18 protein-coding genes and 2 pseudogenes are annotated in these 14175 nt (G+C 63.1%); 11 read left to right on the plus strand and 9 right to left on the minus strand.

All coding sequences use genetic code 11. From position 1 onward, the window contains the following. From fabA to B4L36_RS00300, 4 genes are all read left to right on the plus strand, one after another. A partial coding sequence (gene fabA, locus B4L36_RS00285) for a bifunctional 3-hydroxydecanoyl-ACP dehydratase/trans-2-decenoyl-ACP isomerase (RefSeq protein WP_292950700.1) occupies nt 1-405 on the plus strand: 405 nt, incomplete at its 5' end. A gap of 20 nt (nt 406-425) precedes the next feature. Further along, nucleotides 426-1655: a beta-ketoacyl-ACP synthase I gene (gene fabB / locus B4L36_RS00290; protein WP_292950702.1), complete on the plus strand. Its 1230-nt coding sequence runs from the start codon at nt 426-428 to the stop codon at nt 1653-1655. Between the two features lie 28 nt (nt 1656-1683). Beyond that, nucleotides 1684-2472 (plus strand): enoyl-ACP reductase FabI, encoded by a 789-nt coding sequence (locus B4L36_RS00295; protein ID WP_292950704.1) that lies wholly within the window; start codon nt 1684-1686, stop codon nt 2470-2472. 17 nt (nt 2473-2489) lie between these two features. Continuing rightward, complete coding sequence (locus tag B4L36_RS00300) at nt 2490-3314, plus strand: alpha/beta fold hydrolase (RefSeq protein ID WP_292950706.1); 825 nt, start codon at nt 2490-2492, stop codon at nt 3312-3314. Here the strand turns inward: B4L36_RS00300 and B4L36_RS00305 are convergent. The 5 genes and pseudogenes from B4L36_RS00305 to B4L36_RS00320 all read right to left on the minus strand — a co-directional run bounded on the left by B4L36_RS00305 (nt 3305) and on the right by B4L36_RS00320 (nt 6033). Beyond that, nucleotides 3305-3781: a dihydrofolate reductase gene (locus B4L36_RS00305; protein ID WP_292950708.1), complete on the minus strand. Its 477-nt coding sequence runs from the start codon at nt 3779-3781 to the stop codon at nt 3305-3307. The genes B4L36_RS00300 and B4L36_RS00305 overlap by 10 nt on opposite strands. A gap of 2 nt (nt 3782-3783) precedes the next feature. After that, nucleotides 3784-4053: pseudogene (gene thyA, locus B4L36_RS00310) on the minus strand (thymidylate synthase); the annotation flags it as partial. A 298-nt stretch (nt 4054-4351) separates the two neighbouring features. Beyond that, nucleotides 4352-4525, minus strand: a pseudogene (locus tag B4L36_RS16155) (protease modulator HflK N-terminal domain-containing protein); the annotation flags it as partial. Between the two features lie 148 nt (nt 4526-4673). Further along, entirely contained in the window at nt 4674-5279 is a 606-nt protein-coding gene (locus B4L36_RS00315; protein WP_292950710.1) for a dihydrofolate reductase, read from the minus strand. Continuing rightward, nucleotides 5218-6033, minus strand: a complete 816-nt coding sequence (locus B4L36_RS00320) for a thymidylate synthase (RefSeq protein WP_292950712.1) — start codon at nt 6031-6033, stop codon at nt 5218-5220. The genes B4L36_RS00315 and B4L36_RS00320 overlap by 62 nt, the downstream gene beginning before the upstream one ends. 130 nt (nt 6034-6163) lie before the next feature. Here B4L36_RS00320 and B4L36_RS00325 point away from each other — a divergent pair, with 130 nt between their 5' ends. After that, nucleotides 6164-6592, plus strand: coding sequence for a VOC family protein (locus B4L36_RS00325; protein WP_292950714.1), 429 nt, complete (start codon nt 6164-6166; stop codon nt 6590-6592). A 42-nt stretch (nt 6593-6634) separates the two neighbouring features. Here B4L36_RS00325 and B4L36_RS00330 read toward each other — a convergent pair whose 3' ends face one another. The 3 genes from B4L36_RS00330 to B4L36_RS00340 all read right to left on the minus strand — a co-directional run bounded on the left by B4L36_RS00330 (nt 6635) and on the right by B4L36_RS00340 (nt 7877). Then, the gene (locus B4L36_RS00330) at nt 6635-7159 is read right to left on the minus strand and encodes a MarR family winged helix-turn-helix transcriptional regulator (RefSeq protein WP_292950716.1); all 525 of its coding nucleotides are present in this window, start codon (nt 7157-7159) and stop codon (nt 6635-6637) included. Nucleotides 7160-7237: 78 nt separating this feature from the next. Further along, entirely contained in the window at nt 7238-7528 is a 291-nt protein-coding gene (locus B4L36_RS00335) for a succinate dehydrogenase assembly factor 2 (RefSeq protein ID WP_292950718.1), read from the minus strand. Continuing rightward, complete coding sequence (locus tag B4L36_RS00340) at nt 7521-7877, minus strand: helix-turn-helix domain-containing protein (RefSeq protein WP_292950720.1); 357 nt, start codon at nt 7875-7877, stop codon at nt 7521-7523. Before B4L36_RS00340 ends, B4L36_RS00335 begins: the two co-directional genes overlap by 8 nt. 73 nt (nt 7878-7950) lie before the next feature. Here B4L36_RS00340 and B4L36_RS00345 point away from each other — a divergent pair, with 73 nt between their 5' ends. Both B4L36_RS00345 and B4L36_RS00350 read left to right on the plus strand, forming a co-directional pair. Further along, the gene (locus B4L36_RS00345; protein WP_292950722.1) at nt 7951-9153 is read left to right on the plus strand and encodes a pyridoxal phosphate-dependent aminotransferase; all 1203 of its coding nucleotides are present in this window, start codon (nt 7951-7953) and stop codon (nt 9151-9153) included. 48 nt (nt 9154-9201) lie between these two features. Beyond that, nucleotides 9202-9573: a host attachment protein gene (locus tag B4L36_RS00350; protein WP_292950724.1), complete on the plus strand. Its 372-nt coding sequence runs from the start codon at nt 9202-9204 to the stop codon at nt 9571-9573. 193 nt (nt 9574-9766) lie between these two features. Here B4L36_RS00350 and B4L36_RS00355 read toward each other — a convergent pair whose 3' ends face one another. Continuing rightward, nucleotides 9767-10549 carry a 3-hydroxybutyrate dehydrogenase gene (locus B4L36_RS00355; RefSeq protein ID WP_292950726.1) on the minus strand — a complete coding sequence of 261 codons (783 nt, stop codon included), beginning with the start codon at nt 10547-10549 and terminating at the stop codon, nt 9767-9769. A 313-nt stretch (nt 10550-10862) separates the two neighbouring features. Here B4L36_RS00355 and B4L36_RS00360 point away from each other — a divergent pair, with 313 nt between their 5' ends. The 4 genes from B4L36_RS00360 to B4L36_RS00375 all read left to right on the plus strand — a co-directional run bounded on the left by B4L36_RS00360 (nt 10863) and on the right by B4L36_RS00375 (nt 14166). Beyond that, entirely contained in the window at nt 10863-12737 is a 1875-nt protein-coding gene (locus tag B4L36_RS00360) for an extracellular solute-binding protein (protein WP_292950728.1), read from the plus strand. Further along, nucleotides 12734-12862, plus strand: a complete 129-nt coding sequence (locus B4L36_RS00365; protein WP_292950730.1) for a hypothetical protein — start codon at nt 12734-12736, stop codon at nt 12860-12862. The genes B4L36_RS00360 and B4L36_RS00365 overlap by 4 nt, the downstream gene beginning before the upstream one ends. Before the next feature lies 1 nt (nt 12863). Beyond that, nucleotides 12864-13187, plus strand: coding sequence for a hypothetical protein (locus B4L36_RS00370; RefSeq protein WP_292950732.1), 324 nt, complete (start codon nt 12864-12866; stop codon nt 13185-13187). 91 nt (nt 13188-13278) lie between these two features. Then, a complete protein-coding gene (locus B4L36_RS00375) occupies nt 13279-14166 on the plus strand; it encodes a cation diffusion facilitator family transporter (protein ID WP_292950734.1) in 888 nt (295 codons plus the stop codon). Nucleotides 14167-14175 lie beyond the last annotated feature (9 nt).

A 14175-nucleotide genomic window follows, 5' to 3' on the forward strand; every position in this document is an offset into this window, starting at 1 on the left:
ATGATGGACCGGATCACCGATGTCTCGGAAGATCGCGGCGCGCATGGCAAGGGGCATGTCGTCGCCGAATTCGACATCGACCCCGATCTCTGGTTTTTCGCCTGCCATTTCCCCGGCAACCCGATCATGCCCGGATGCCTTGGCCTTGACGGGCTGTGGCAACTGACCGGCTTCAACCTGGGCTGGCGCGGATGGGAGGGGCGCGGCTATGCGCTTGGCGTGGGCGAGGTCAAGCTGACCGGCATGGTCCGCCCCGACCGCAAGTTGCTGCGCTATTTCGTCGATTTCACCAAGGCGGTTCAGACCCGCCGGCTGACCATGGGCGTGGCGGATGGCCGCGTCGAGGCCGATGGCGAGGTCATCTATCAGGTCAAGGATATGAAGGTCGCGCTGTCGACCAGCTAATCAGCCAGAGGAATCCTCTCATGCGTCGCGTCGTCATCACCGGGCTCGGGATCGTCTCGCCCATCGGCAACAATGCCGCCGAAGTGCTGGAAAGCCTGCGGATCGGCCGCTCGGGCATCGTCTTCGCCCCGGAATATGCCGAACACGGCTTTCGCAGCCAGGTTCACGGAATGCCCCAGATCGTGCTGGAGGATCACATCGACAAGCGCAACCTGCGCTTCATGGGTCCGGGCGCAGCCTACAACTTCATCGCCATGGAACAGGCGGTCAAGGATAGCGGGCTTGAGGAAGGCGACGTCTCGAACCCTCGGACCGGCCTGATCATGGGATCGGGCGGCCCCTCCACGTCGAATTTCTTCGACGCCCACCAGATCGTCATCGAAAAGGGCAGTCCCAAGCGGATGGGGCCCTTCATGGTGACGCGCTGCATGTCGTCCACCAATTCGGCCACGCTGGCCACGCCCTTCCGGATCAAGGGGGTCAACTATTCCATCACCTCGGCCTGTTCGACCAGCGCGCATTGCATCGGCAACGGCGTCGAACAGATCCAGATGGGCAAGCAGGACATCGTCTTCGCCGGCGGCGGCGAGGAACTGGACTGGACCCTGTCCTGCCTGTTCGACGCAATGGGCGCGATGTCCTCGAAATACAACGACACGCCGGAAACCGCCTCGCGCCCCTATGATGCGACGCGCGACGGCTTCGTGATCGCCGGCGGCGGCGGCGTCGTGGTGCTGGAAGAACTGGACCACGCCCTGGCGCGTGGCGCCAAGATCTATGCCGAAGTGACCGGCTACGGCGCGACATCGGACGGCCATGACATGGTTGCCCCGTCGGGCGAGGGCGGCGAAAGATCCATGCGGCTGGCGCTGGAGACGCTGCCCGAAGGGCGCGAGCTCAGCTATATCAATGCCCATGGGACCTCGACGCCGGTCGGCGATATCGGCGAGGTCAATGCGATCCGCCGCATCTTCGGCGAAGGGGCGACGCCGCCGATCAGTTCGACCAAGTCGCTGACCGGGCACAGCCTGGGCGCGACCGGGGTTCACGAAGCGATCTATTGTCTGCTGATGTTGCAAAATGACTTCATCGCGGCCTCGGCGAATGTCGAGACTCTGGACCCCGCCATCAGACCGAGCGAGATTGCCACCACGCGGGTCGATGAGGCGGGTCTTGACTCGGTGTTGTCGAACAGCTTCGGATTCGGCGGCACCAATGCCTCGCTGCTGCTGTCCAGATACTTGGAATAACAGACAAAACTACGTCGAGGGCTGTCATATGGGCGATCTTCTGAAGGGCAGGCGCGGGCTTGTGATGGGGGTCGCCAACGACCATTCCATCGCCTGGGGCATCGCGCGCGCGGTGGCGGCCGAAGGCGCGGAGCTGGCGTTTTCCTACCAGGGCGAGGCTTTCGGCAAGCGGGTTCAGCCGCTGGCGGCCTCGGTCGGCTCGGATCTGCTGCTGGATGTGGACGTGACCGATGACGCCTCGCTGGATGCGGCTTTCGCGACGCTTGGCGACCGCTGGGGCAAGCTGGATTTCGTCATCCACGCGATCGCCTTTTCCAACAGGAACGAACTGACCGGCCGCTTTCTGAACACCAGTCGCGCGAATTTCAAGCACAGTCTGGACATCAGCTGCTATTCGCTGATCGAGATCGCCCGCCGCGCCCACCCGCTGATGGCCGAAGGCGGTTCGCTGATCACATTGACCTATGGCGGTTCGAACCGGGTGACGCCGTTCTACAATGTCATGGGCGTGGCCAAGGCGGCGCTGGAATCGAGCGTGCGCTATCTTGCGAATGACCTGGGGCCGGATGGAATCCGGGTCAACGCGATATCGCCCGGCCCGATGAAGACGCTGGCGGGGGCGGCCATCGGCGGAGCGCGCCGGACCTTTCGCCACACCGAAATGAATGCCCCGCTGCGCGCCAATGCCACACTGGACGCGATCGGCGGAACTGCGGTCTGGCTGCTGTCGGATTGGGGCGCCTGCACGACGGGCGAGATCGTGATGGTCGATGGCGGCTATCACGTTCTGGGAATGCCGCAAAGCGAGAACCTGTAGGGCCGGAAGGGAAACCCATGCCGCATTTCGTCGCCGGGGACGGCGCGAAGATCGCCTATCGTGACGCGGGCCGGGGCCTTCCGGTGCTGTGCCTTGCCGGGCTGACCCGGAACATGGACGATTTCGACTACCTTGCGCCGCATCTTCCGGATCTGCGGCTGATCCGCATGGATTATCGCGGCCGCGGGCAATCGGATCATACCGGCGCCGCGACCTATACCGTGCCACAGGAAGCCAAGGACGCGCTGGCGCTGCTGGATCATCTGGGCATCGGCAAGGCCGCCCTTCTGGGTACCTCGCGTGGCGGGTTGATCGGGCTGTTGCTGGCGGCCGCCGCCCATGATCGCCTGCTGGGCCTGTGTCTCAATGATGTCGGTCCTCAGATCGAACGTGCGGGCCTTGAACGCATCTTCGATTATGTCGGCCGCAACCCTTCGGCGCCGACTCATGCGGCGCTGGCCGAACGCCTGCCCGCTGCGATGCCCGGCTTCGCGAATGTCCCCGCAGGCCGCTGGCTGGCCGATGCGCGAAAGCACTACGACCAGACGCCGGACGGGCTGCAAATCAGATACGACCCTGCCCTGCGCGAGGCATTTCTGGCGGCGTTCGATGGCGAGGCGCCCGATCTCTGGCCGCTCTGGCGCGCGACCGAAGGTTTGCCGGTGGCCCTGATCCGCGGCGCCAATTCCGACCTGCTGTCGCCCGACGTCGCGGCGCGGATGCGGTCTCTTCGCCCCGACACCATCTTTGCCGAGGTGCCGGATCGCGCGCATGTCCCCTGGCTGGACGAGCCGGAAAGCCTGTCGGTCCTGCGCCGCTGGATCGCGGCGATTCAGGGCTGACGGATCAGTTCGCGCACGATCGCGGGCGGTTCGGCCTGCAGCGGGCGCGCAGCGATCTGCCGCCAGTCGCCTTCGTCGAAATCGGGAAAGAACGCCTCGGCGCCGGAAACGGTCGTCGCGACTTCGGTCAGCAGCAGCCGGTCGGCCAGCGGCAGCGCCTCGGCAAAGACCCGCTGACCGCCGATGACGTAGACGCGGAAATGGCCCTGATCCTCGCAGAACCGGATCGCCTCGGTCAGTCCGGCAAAGACGTTTTCCGCCACGCGGGCATCGCGCGACAAGACGCAGTTCAGCCGGTTCTTCAGCGGCCGGACAGGCAGGCTTTCCCATGTCCTGCGCCCCATGATCAGCGCGCCGCCGGTCGTCTCGCGCTGAAACATCCGCAGATCCTGCGGGATGTGCCACGGGATCCGGTTGTCCTTGCCGATGGCGCCATCCTGCGCGCGGGCGACGATCAGGCTGAGCATGGTCAGACCGCCACAGGTGCCCGGATCGCCGGCGCGGGATCGTAGTCGAGAAACCGGAAATCGTCATGGCGGAAATCGAAGATCGAGGTCACGTCGCGGGCCAGTTCCAGCCGCGGCAGTGGTCGCGGCGCGCGGCCCAGTTGCGTCTTCACCTGTTCGAGATGGTTCAGATAGATATGCGCATCGCCGATCGAGTGGATGAAATCGCCCGGCTCGTAACCCGTCACATGAGCCAGCATCACCAGAAGCAGCGCGTAGGAGGCGATGTTGAANNTTCTGGTCACCCGACAACATCAGGCCGCTGGTGCTGCCCGAGCGCGAGTTGCCGCCTGAATCGAGCTGACGCTCGACGATGGAGACGGTTTCCACTGTCTCGAAGGGCCAGAAGATGACATGCAGGCCCGGCATCGAGACTTCGCTCTTCGGCTCACCGAAGCGCAGTTCCACGCCGCGTTCGTCCGGCTGAACGGTGTAGATCGCCTGGGTTGCCCACAACGCGATAAGACCGAGAACAACGACGATGGCGATCAGCTTGCCGGAACCGCCGGGACCGCCCGAACCACCGGGCATCACCCGGCGCAGGCTGTCCTGACCACGGCGAATAAGGTCTTCGAGATCGGGCGGTGTGTTACCGCCACCACCTCCGCGGGGTCCTTGCGGGCCCTTGCCCCAGGGACCCTGGTTGTTTCCTCCGCCGCCGCCACCCCATGGGCCGCCGCCGCCATTCTGATTGCTCCAGGGCATCAAAACCTCTTTGTTAGCGTTCAGGGCAGGCGGATGCCTCCCCCCAATCCGTTTGAACCGTTATAGGTATCGTGGGGGGCGCTTTCAACGTAAACAGGTTGAAAATCAGGCAATTCCGCCCTTATCAGCCACCATATCGACGATTGTGTCAGATGCTGCGGCGATAGACCGCAAAGCGCATGTCGTGGCTGTCGCGCTCACCTGCCGAAATTCGCTCCTCGGATTCGAGGGCCCAGACGTCCGGATCGATGGTCGGGAAGACCGTATCGCCATCCACCCTGCCCTCGACATGGGTAATCTCCAGCCGGTCGGCACGCTCCATGGCCTGACGATAGATTTCGCCGCCGCCGATGACGCAAATCTCGAGGTTGTCGCCCTCGACGAGCGAGGCCGCTTTCTCGAGTGCGGCCCCCAGCCCCGGCGTCACGATCGCGCCATCTATCAGCGCCTCTGAGCGCGAGATCACGATATTGGGACGGCCCGGAAGCGGCTTGCCGATGGAATCGAAGGTCTTGCGCCCCATCACCACCGGTTTGCCAATGGTGATGGCCTTGAAACGCTTCAGATCGCTCGACAGCTTCCAGGGCATGTCGCCATCGCGTCCGATCACACCGTTTTCGGCGACTGCGGCCACGATGACAATCTCCGGCGTCTTCAGCGACGGCGTTTTCAGGTCCGGTTCGCTCATCAACTCAGACCGCGATCGGCGCGGCGATGTGCGGATGGGATTCGTATCCCTCCAGCCGGAAGTCATCGAAGGTGAAAGCAAACAGATCGGTCACATCGGGATTGATGTGCATGACCGGTAGCGGCAGCGGTTCACGCGCAATCTGCAGCCGCGCCTGCTCGAAGTGGTTCATGTAGAGATGCGCATCGCCGAACGTGTGGATGAACTCGCCGGTCTTCAGCCCCGTCACCTGCGCCACCATCATGGTCAACAATGCGTAGGAGGCGATGTTGAACGGCACGCCCAGGAACATGTCGGCCGAACGTTGATACAGTTGCAGATGCATCTTGCCGCCCGCGATCCGGACCTGCCACAGCGTGTGACAGGGCGGCAGGGCCATGCGGTCGATGTCGCCGGGATTCCACGCCGTCACGATCAGACGCCTGCTGTCGGGCGTCGTGCGGATCGTCTCGACCAGGGTCGCGATCTGGTCGATCTCTCCGGCGACAGGCCCCTCAGGGCCTTGCCGAATCATGGGAAAATGCCGCCATTGATGGCCATAGACGGGTCCGAGATCGCCCTTTTCATCGGCCCATTCGTCCCAGATCGAAACGCCGTTCTCGCGCAGATAGGCGATATTCGTCTCGCCCGACAGAAACCACAAAAGTTCGTGGATGATGGATCGCAGGTGCAGTTTCTTGGTCGTGACCAGCGGAAATCCCTCGGCCAACCGATAGCGGCATTGCAGCCCGAAATGCGAGATCGTGCCGGTGCCGGTGCGGTCGGTGGATTCGACGCCCTGTTCCAGCACCGTTGTCAGCGCCTCCAGATATTGACGCATCGCCCCTCCCGTGTTCACCGTGACACCTGATGTCGCATGAGTATCCGCGAAGGTCCAGCATTTGCACCCAAGGCGAGGTGGTGCCACATTGCCGGCCAACGGCACGATGCCGCGACAGAAAGGAAACCGCATGACCATTCGCTATCTGCATACGATGTGCCGCGTGAAGGATCTGGACAAGACGATGGATTTCTTCCGCCTGCTGGGGCTGGAGGAAACCCGCCGCATCGACAACGACAAGGGTCGCTTCACCCTGGTTTTCATGGCGCCGCCGGGACAACCGGAAACGCCGGTCGAACTGACCTATAACTGGGACGGCGACGATGGCCTGCCCTCGGACAGCCGGCATTTCGGCCACCTGGCCTATCGTGTCGGCAATATCTACGAGATGTGCCAGAAGCTGATGGATGCAGGCGTCACGATCAACCGCCCGCCCCGCGACGGCCACATGGCCTTCGTGCGCAGTCCCGACAACATCTCGATCGAGCTTTTGCAGGATGGCGACGCGCTGCCATCGCAGGAGCCCTGGGCCAGCATGGACAATACCGGCCACTGGTGAGGGACCGATGGCGGCGCGGACCAGGCCCGCGTCGCTGTTCGGTCAGTAGATATAGCGGATCTGCTCGGTCCAGAATCGCTCGATCCGGCGGCTTTGAAGATTGACCTGTTCCAGCGGGGGATCCTCCAGCACGCCGGACAGGGCCAGGCCTTCGGCATGGCGAATGAACAACTGGTGCACCGTTTCGCGCACCGCGATTCCCTCAGGCGTCAGCCTGACCCGGACCGAACGGCGATCCAGGTCCGAACGTTCATGGTGGACATAGCCCATCGTCACCAGCTTCTTCAGATTGTAGCTGACATTGCTGCCCTGATACATGCCGCGTGATCGCAATTCGCCCGCGCTGACCTCGGCCTCGCCCAGATTATAGAGGATCATGGCCTGCACCGGCGTCAGATCGTTGCGGTTCAGACGCTCGAATTCATCCTTCACCAGATCCAGCATCAACCGATGCATCCGTTCAAGAAGTTGCAGCGATTCCAGATAGGCTTCGGCCAGTTCGCTGGCCTCTTCCGGCGCGGGGGCAGAGATCGAGCTTCGGTCATATTGTGTGGCATGGCGCAGCATGGCAGGTCGTTCCCGTCTGTCTTTCATGATCTGCAAGATGACAGACAAAAGAGAATCTTCCGTAAACGGCGAACCTTCTTATCGGGGCCGAGTCGCAGCACTTGCGGCGATGCGGTCCAGAATGTCGGAAAAACCCGCCGGACCGCGTCTCCCGTCTGCGACCGGCGCCAGCCGCGCGGTGACCCACAGATACAGGTCCTGATCGTTTTCCAGCAGCAAATCCTCGTATTTCCGTAACAGGGGATCGGGCAGATCGGGCAAATTCCTGTCGGCGAAGCAGCCCAGAATCAGGTCCATTTCCTTCATGCCGCGCCGCCAGCTTCGCATCCGCAACCGCCGCAGCCGTATCTCGGGTGTTTCCTCAGTCACAGGCCAGCAAATCCTCGATCCGGTCCATGCGCCGCGCTGCTTCGTTCAGCAAACGGCGAAGGTCGCGCAGTTCGGCGGCGATGGCACCCGGGCCCGATTCGCCCGTTGAAGGCCCCCTTCCGTCGCCGGTCATCAGCCATATCAGCGAGACGCCAAGAATTCCGGACAGCCTGCCCAGCAACGACGCGCGCGGCTCGGCCTGATCGCTTTCCCAGCCCTCCAGCGTCTCGGTCCGCACGCCCAGGCGCGCAGCCAGCTCCCCGACTTCCAGCCCTGCACCCTCACGCGCGGCGGTCAGACGGTCGCCCAGCGTCGCCTCGCCGTCACCATATCCATGCCCGTCTTCCATGTTCCCCCCGCTTGTGGCTTTTGCGCGCACACCGTAAGCCATGCGAAGACGCAGATCAAACCAGAGGCCCCCGATGGCGTTCATTTCCGACCGAATGGCGCGTATCAAGCCGTCGCCAACCATGGCCATGACCGCCCGCGCGGCCGAATTGCGCGCCGAGGGGCGCGACGTCATCAGCCTGTCGGCGGGAGAGCCCGATTTCGACACGCCCGTCCATATCCGCGAGGCCGCCAAGGCGGCGATCGACGCCGGCCACACGCGCTATACCGTCGTGGATGGCATGCCTTCGCTGAAACGCGCGATCGCCGCAAAATTCGCGCGCGAGAACGGCCTGGACTATGCCCCCGCGCAGATCACGGTCGGCACCGGGGGCAAGCAGATCCTGTTCAATGCGCTGATGGCAACGCTGGATCAGGGCGACGAGGTGATCGTGCCGGCGCCCTACTGGGTCAGCTACCCCGACATGGTCCTGCTGGCGGGCGGAAGGCCGGTCGTGATCGAATGCGGTATCGAGCACGGCTTTCGCCTGACGCCGGACGCGCTGGAGGCGGCGATCACGCCGCGCACGAAGTGGCTGATCCTGAATTCGCCCTCGAACCCATCGGGCGCGGGCTATTCGCGCGCCCGGATCCAGGCGCTGAGCGATGTTCTGCTGCGCCATCCCCATGTCTGGATCCTCAGCGACGACATCTACGAACATCTGGTCTTTGACGGCTTCGAATTCGCCACCCCGGCCCAGGTCGAGCCGCGGCTGAAGAACCGCATCCTGACCATGAACGGAGTCAGCAAGTCCTATGCGATGACCGGCTGGCGAATCGGATATGGCGCGGGCCCCGAAAGCCTGATCCGCGCCATGGCCAAGTTGCAATCGCAATCGACCTCGAATCCCTGTTCGATCAGCCAACATGCGGCCGAGGCGGCGCTGAGCGGCCCGCAGGATTATGTCAGCGACAGCCGGGCCGCGTTCCAGCGCCGCCGCGATCTGATCGTGGCCGGCCTGAACGATTGCCCCGGCATCGAATGCCCGATTCCGCAGGGCGCGTTCTATGTCTATCCCTCGATAGCCAGGCTGATCGGCAGGACCAGCGCGGCGGGAACGCCGATAGACAGCGACGAAGCCTTCGCCAATGCCCTGCTGGAGGAAAGCGGCGTCGCGGTCGTCTTCGGTGCGGCCTTCGGGCTAAGCCCGCATTTCCGCATCTCCTACGCCGCCAGCGACGAGGTGCTGGCCGATGCCGTGGCGCGGATCCGCCGTTTCTGCGAGGGCTGCAACTGAGATTCTTCTGGCGCGTTGGAACGGGCAAGCAATCGGAAGGAGCATGATATGCTGTCTCGCAATGCCCTGGTCGTCGTCGCCGATGGCCATACGGCCACGCTGTTTCGCAACCGCGCGCGTCACGGACTGGAACTGGAACAGACCCGGTCCCTGAGCCAGAAGGATTTCGCGGATGCCGAACTGGAATCCGAATCCTCGCGCGATGTGGATGAAGCCGCTTTCGCCAGCGGCCTGGCCGATTTCCTCAATGACCTGGTGCTGCGTGGCAAGGCCGACGAGGTCGCGGTGATCGCGGATCCGACCACCCTGGGCACCATGCGAAAGAAATATCACAAGGAATTGCAGCAGCGGCTTGCGAAGGAAATCGCGAAGACGCTGACCGGGGCGGATGCGGGGTCGGTGCAGCGCGCCCTGAGCTGAAACGGCCCTCATTCCCTGCCAGGATGGCTGCGCCGCCCCGTCCACGGGGCGGCGTTCACTCTGCGCCGCCTGGGGTCAGGTGCCGCATTCCGGACGGTTTCCCAAGATGACGAAGGACCGCGAAGCGCCGGTTCTTTTCGGCCCGGCACCGCGCTTGGCGATCGAACCCGGGCGGAACCGCCGGCTGATGTCGTCACATGGCCGTCCAGCCGCCATCGACGCTGATCGTGGTGCCGGTGATCTGGGCCGCGGCGTCGCTGCATAAAAATACCGCCGTGCCGCCGATTTCCTCGACGGTGGCGAATTCCTTTGACGGCTGACGCTGTAGCATCACGTTCCGGATCACGTCCTCGCGGCTCATGTCGTATTCTTTCATCGTGTCGGGAATCTGTGCCTCGACCAGCGGAGTCAGCACATAGCCCGGACAGATCGCGTTGCAGGTGATCTTTTCCTCGGCGGTTTCCAGCGCCGCCACCTTGGTCAGCCCGACGACGCCATGCTTGGCCGCGACATAGGCCGATTTGAACGGGCTGGCGGTCAGCCCATGGGCCGAGGCGATGTTGACGATCCGCCCCCAGCCGGCCTTGCGCATCATCGGCAGCGCGGCGGCGCTGGTGTGGAAGGCCGAAGACAGGTTGATCGCGATGATCGCGTTCCATTTCTCGATCGGGAATTCGGGAATCGGCGCGACATGCTGGATACCCGCATTGTTGACCAGAATATCGCAGGAGCCGGCCTTCTCGATCAGTTCGCGGCATTCTTCGGGGCTGGACATGTCGGCCTTGATATAGCGCACTTTCACGCTGTGTTGCCGGGCCAGCTTTTCGGCCAGGGCATGATCCTCGTCCCGGTCGGTAAAGCTGTTCAGCACCAGATCGGCACCCGTGCGTGCCAGTTCGTTTGCCACGCCCAGGCCGATGCCGGAATTCGATCCGGTCACGACCGCCGTCTTTCCTGTCAGGAATCTTTCGAACATTGGTTCCCCCAATCATGGTCCTTTCCGCCCGCGAACCGGCATGCCATCGGGACCGTTGCAACCGCAAACTGCAACCTTTGTCCTGTCGCGGCAACCAGGCGACAGGACTGCCCGGAACATAAAAAAAGCGCCCGCACAAGGCGGGCGCAAGTCATGAGGCAGGTTTCATACAGGCAAGAAACCTATCGAGCAGTAAGACACTTATACGCGAGTCCTTGCCCGAGTCCAACAGCGAAGTTGGCCGCGCCATTGACGCCCGGCGGACGAGCCTGTTGAAATCCATGCCAAACAAAGAATGACGAGGCAGGCGGCGATGCGAATCTTCAAAATCCCTAACAAATGCGCGATCAAACGTGCCTTGCTGGCGTTGGTGGCGGGCCTGTTCACTGTTGCATCAATGCCTCTGGCAAGTCTTGGAAAACCTGCTCATGGCATTGCAATGTATGGAGAACCTGCCCTGGAAGCGGGCTTCGATCAGATGCCGTACGCGAATCCGGCCGCACCGAAAGGCGGGTCGATTCGGCTGGCGGAACCGGGCGGATTCGACTCGTTGAAACCCTGGGTGCTGAAGGGCAATCCTGTCTGGCCGATCCTGTTCCAGCCCGGACTGCTGACGGAAACGCTGATGTATCGCTCGCTGGATGAGCCGTTCACGCTCTATGGCCTTCTGGCCGACACCGTAGAGACCGATCCCGAGCGGACCTGGGTCGAATTCACCCTGCGCCCCGAAGCCAGGTTCTCGGATGGCAGTCCGGTCACGGTGGAGGACGTGATGTGGTCCTATGAGACCTTGGGCACACAGGGTCATCCCCGCTATCGGGGCGCCTGGGCCAAGGTCGAGAAGATGGAACAGACGGGCGAGCGCAAGATCCGCTTTACCTTCAAGGAAAAGGATCGCGAACTGGCGATGCTGATGGGAATGAGGCCGATTCTCAAGAAGGCACAGTGGGAGGGCCGCGATTTCAGCCTTTCGGGTCTGGATGCGCCGATCGCGTCGGGACCCTATGTCATCGACAGCGTCGATCCCGGCCGTTCCATCACCTTCAGACGCAATCCCGATTACTGGGGCGCGGATCTGAACGTGCGCAAGGGCCAGAACAACTTCGACGAGATCCGCTTTGACTACTTCGGCGACGCCAATGCCATGTTCGAGGCATTCAAGGCCGGTGAGATCAGCGTATGGCGCGAATTGTCGCCCCGCAAATGGGACGAGGAATACGACTTTCCGCTGGCGGCGCAGGGCAAGGTGGTGAAATCCGAGATCGGCAACGAACGGCCCTCGGGGATCATGGGGTTGGTGATGAATACCCGCAACCCGCTGTTTGCCGACTGGCGCGTGCGGCAGGCGATGATCGAGGCATTCAACTTTCAGTTCATCAACGCGACGCTGAATGGCGGCAGGGAACCGCGCATCACGTCCTATTTCGCCAATTCCAGCCTCGCCATGCGTCCCGGCCCGGCCGAGGGCCGGGTGGCCGACCTGCTGCGCCCCTTCGCAGCGGACCTGCCGCCCGGTACGCTGGACGGCTATACCCTGCCCGAGGGCGCCGACCGCCCGCTGGACCGCAAGGGCCTGCGCCGCGCGCTGAAGCTGATGGAAGAGGCCGGCTGGACGGTGCAGGACGGCCGGATGAAGAACGCCGAGGGCCGCCCCTTCGCCTTCGAGATCGTGCTGAACCAGTCGGGCAGCGCCATGCGGACAGCCTCGGAAACCCAGCAGATCGTCGATATCTATATCGAGGCGCTGCGCAATCTGGGCATCTTTCCCCGCGTCACCGAACTGGATTCCGCGCAATATGTCGAGCGGACGAACAATTTCCAGTTCGACATGACCTGGTATGAACGCGCGCTGTCGCTGTCGCCCGGCAATGAACAGATGCTGTATTGGGGATCGGCGGCAGCCGACCAGCCGGGCAGCCGCAACTGGATGGGCATGAAGAACCCCGCCGTGGACGCAATGATCGCCGAAATACTGAACGCCGGCAGTGACGACGATTTCAACGCCGCCGTCCGCGCGCTGGACCGTGTGCTGACCGCGGGCCGGTATGTGATCCCGGTCAGTTTCTCGCCGGTCTCGCGTCTGGCCCACGACGCCAACCTGTCGTATCCTGAGAAGGCAACGCCGCTTTACGGAGATTGGCCGGGTTTCATGCCCGAGCTTTGGTGGCAAGATGAGGCAGAGAGATGAAAGCAACGATCTTCACGCTGCTGGCCTGCACGATCCTGGCCGGCTGCAACACCGTCGCCGGCATCGGCGAGGACATTACCGGCAGCGCCCGCTGGGCGCAGCAGGGCCTGCCCAGAGGATATTGAGATGAAGTGGCATCATGTTCAGGAAAACTGGTCGGCCTTCTACGAAGCGATTCAGGACAAGTGGCCCGAGGCCGATGAGGCCGAGCTGGACGAGATCGACGGCGATCAACGCGGTTTCGTGCGCTATATCTCGGAATTGACCGGGCAGGACCCGTCCGAATCGCGCGAGGAGATCCGCGAATGGCTGCGCGGCGAAATTCCATCGGATGTGGTCATGGACCCGATCCACGACAATCATTCGATCGCGCTCAGTTCCAAATACGTCAACGAGGGCGAGGATGAATATGACGACGATGCCCGCTTCGGCGACGACGAGGAAGAATAGGCCGACGCCGCGCCGGATCGCGGTTGAGTTCTTGTTCCCGATCTGCAAAAGGGCGCGGCTCTAGACCTTCGTGACCGGAGATTGCCTTCCCATGACCCAGACGATCAGGATCGGCATCGGCAGTATCGTGGTGGGGCTGGTGGTGCTGGCGCTGAAGACGCTGGCATGGTGGGTGACCGGCTCGGTCGCGCTGCTGTCGGATGCGCTGGAAAGCACGGTGAATGTGGCGGCGGCGGTCGCAGCGCTGATCGCGATTCGCATCGCCGCGAAGCCCGCCGATCACGGTCATCCCTATGGCCACCACAAGGCCGAGTTCTTCAGCGCCGTGCTGGAGGGCGTCCTGATCATCGTCGCCGCGCTGGTGATCCTGCGCAAATCCTATTACGGCATCCTTGCGCCCACGCCGCTGGAGGCGCCGGCCCTGGGGCTGGCGATCAACGTGGCTGCGGGCGTGCTGAACAGCATCTGGTGCTGGGTGCTGATCAGCCGCGGCCGCCACCATCAGTCGCCCGCCCTCGTCGCCGATGGCAAGCATCTTCTGGCCGATGTGATCACCTCGGCCGGTGTGGTCCTGGGGGTTCTGCTGGCGGTGGCGACGGGTTATGCGATCCTCGACCCGATCCTCGCGGCGCTTGTGGCACTGAACATTCTCTGGTCCGGCTGGAAGCTGATGACCAGTTCGCTCAGCGGCCTGATGGACGAAGCGGTATCGCAAGATCTGATGCGTGTCATCCGCGAGACGATCGCGGATCGCGCCGAGGGTGCGATCGAGGCCCATGATCTGCGGACCCGCCAGGCCGGATCCGCGACCTTCATCGACTTTCATCTGGTCGTGGATGGTGCGACCAGCGTGTCCGAGGCACACCAGATCTGCGACCGGATCGAAACGGCGCTGAAGGCCAAACTGACCGAGGCCCAGATCACCATCCATGTCGAACCCGACAACAAGGCGAAACATGCCGGTATCCTGGTGCTCTAGGCGACGCGC

Source organism: Paracoccus sp. UBA889 (assembly GCA_002294185.1).
Classification (GTDB): Bacteria; Pseudomonadota; Alphaproteobacteria; order Rhodobacterales; family Rhodobacteraceae; genus Paracoccus.

Excerpts from the sequence above, each read along its gene's own strand:
- B4L36_RS00340 (WP_292950720.1), bottom strand. The coding sequence starts at position 7,877 with ATGGAAGACGGGCATGGATATGGTGACGGCGAGGCGACGCTGGGCGAC.
- B4L36_RS00365 (WP_292950730.1), top strand. The coding sequence starts at position 12,734 with ATGAAAGCAACGATCTTCACGCTGCTGGCCTGCACGATCCTGGCCGGC.
- B4L36_RS00305 (WP_292950708.1), bottom strand. The coding sequence starts at position 3,781 with ATGCTCAGCCTGATCGTCGCCCGCGCGCAGGATGGCGCCATCGGCAAG.
- B4L36_RS00355 (WP_292950726.1), bottom strand. The coding sequence starts at position 10,549 with ATGTTCGAAAGATTCCTGACAGGAAAGACGGCGGTCGTGACCGGATCG.
- B4L36_RS00345 (WP_292950722.1), top strand. The coding sequence starts at position 7,951 with ATGGCGTTCATTTCCGACCGAATGGCGCGTATCAAGCCGTCGCCAACC.
- B4L36_RS00295 (WP_292950704.1), top strand. The coding sequence starts at position 1,684 with ATGGGCGATCTTCTGAAGGGCAGGCGCGGGCTTGTGATGGGGGTCGCC.
- B4L36_RS00330 (WP_292950716.1), bottom strand. The coding sequence starts at position 7,159 with ATGCTGCGCCATGCCACACAATATGACCGAAGCTCGATCTCTGCCCCC.
- B4L36_RS00360 (WP_292950728.1), top strand. The coding sequence starts at position 10,863 with ATGCGAATCTTCAAAATCCCTAACAAATGCGCGATCAAACGTGCCTTG.
- B4L36_RS00300 (WP_292950706.1), top strand. The coding sequence starts at position 2,490 with ATGCCGCATTTCGTCGCCGGGGACGGCGCGAAGATCGCCTATCGTGAC.
- B4L36_RS00350 (WP_292950724.1), top strand. The coding sequence starts at position 9,202 with ATGCTGTCTCGCAATGCCCTGGTCGTCGTCGCCGATGGCCATACGGCC.
- B4L36_RS00375 (WP_292950734.1), top strand. The coding sequence starts at position 13,279 with ATGACCCAGACGATCAGGATCGGCATCGGCAGTATCGTGGTGGGGCTG.
- B4L36_RS00315 (WP_292950710.1), bottom strand. The coding sequence starts at position 5,279 with ATGACTTCCGGCTGGAGGGATACGAATCCCATCCGCACATCGCCGCGC.
- B4L36_RS00370 (WP_292950732.1), top strand. The coding sequence starts at position 12,864 with ATGAAGTGGCATCATGTTCAGGAAAACTGGTCGGCCTTCTACGAAGCG.
- fabB (WP_292950702.1), top strand. The coding sequence starts at position 426 with ATGCGTCGCGTCGTCATCACCGGGCTCGGGATCGTCTCGCCCATCGGC.
- B4L36_RS00320 (WP_292950712.1), bottom strand. The coding sequence starts at position 6,033 with ATGCGTCAATATCTGGAGGCGCTGACAACGGTGCTGGAACAGGGCGTC.
- B4L36_RS00325 (WP_292950714.1), top strand. The coding sequence starts at position 6,164 with ATGACCATTCGCTATCTGCATACGATGTGCCGCGTGAAGGATCTGGAC.